We start from the raw sequence: 1,167 nt of genomic DNA on the forward strand, positions 1-1,167 counted from the left end.
CTGCCGGAGCTGCTCGGCGCCGCCGACGGCCACGGCGGACTCGTGCACGCCACCCCCACCGGCATGGCCGCCCACCCCGGCCTGCCCCTGCCGGCCGGACTGCTGCACCCCGGACTGTGGGTCGCCGAGGTCGTCTACCGCCCGCTGGAGACCGAGCTGCTGCGCACCGCCCGCGCGGCCGGCTGCGCCACCCTCGACGGCGGCGGCATGGCCGCCTTCCAGGCCGCCGACGCGTTCCGCCTGTTCACCGGCCGGGAACCCGACAGCGCGCGGATGCTCGCGGACCTCACCGAGCTGACCGACGGCGCCGTCGGGGCGCCGAAGTAGACCGAGAAGCCCGAGAGACCGAGAAGCCCCACGGAAGCAAGAGGTACCGACGTGCGTACGTCCATCGCCACCGTCTCCCTCAGCGGCTCCCTCACCGAGAAGCTCACGGCCGCGGCACGGGCCGGCTTCGACGGCGTGGAGATCTTCGAGAACGACCTGCTCACCGCGGTGCTCACCCCCGAGGAGATCCGCGCCCGCTGCGCCGACCTCGGCCTGGGCATCGACCTCTACCAGCCGCTGCGGGACATCGAGGCCGTGCCCGCGGACCTCTTCGCCCGCAATCTGCGCCGCGCCCGGCACAAGTTCGAACTGATGCGCAGGCTGGGCGTCGACACCGTCCTCGTCTGCTCCAGCGTCGACCCGTCCGCCGTCGACGACGACGCCCTCGCCGCGCGGCACCTGAGCGAACTGGCCGACCTGGCGGACGACTTCGGCATCCGGGTGGCGTACGAGGCGCTGGCCTGGGGGCGGCACGTCAGTACGTACGACCATGCCTGGCGCATCGTCGAGACGGCCGGGCATCCCGCGCTCGGGACCTGTCTGGACAGCTTCCACATCCTCTCGCGCGGCAGCGACCCCGAGGGCATCGAGGACATCCCCGGCGAGAAGATCTTCTTCCTCCAGCTCGCCGACGCCCCGCTGCCCGCGATGGACGTGCTGCAGTGGAGCCGCCACCACCGCTGCTTCCCCGGCCAGGGCGGCTTCGACGTCGCCGGACTGGTCCGGCACGTGCTGCGCACCGGGTACGAGGGGCCGCTCTCCCTGGAGGTCTTCAACGACGTCGTCCGGCAGGCCGAGGCCGGACCGACCGCCGTGGACGCCCGCCGCTCCCTGCTGATG

1 protein-coding gene and 1 pseudogene are annotated in these 1,167 nt (G+C 73.1%); both read left to right on the forward strand.

Annotated elements, in window-relative coordinates; translation table 11 throughout:
* A pseudogene (locus B7767_RS28250) lies at nt 1-327 on the forward strand (shikimate dehydrogenase); the annotation flags it as partial.
* A 51-nt stretch (nt 328-378) separates the two neighbouring features.
* Nucleotides 379-1,167, forward strand: a 789-nt coding sequence (locus B7767_RS28255; RefSeq protein WP_143652669.1) for a sugar phosphate isomerase/epimerase, incomplete at its 3' end; no start/stop codon positions are given.

It is taken from the genome of Streptomyces sp. 13-12-16 (genome assembly GCF_002114215.1).
Classification (GTDB): domain Bacteria; phylum Actinomycetota; class Actinomycetes; order Streptomycetales; family Streptomycetaceae; genus Streptomyces.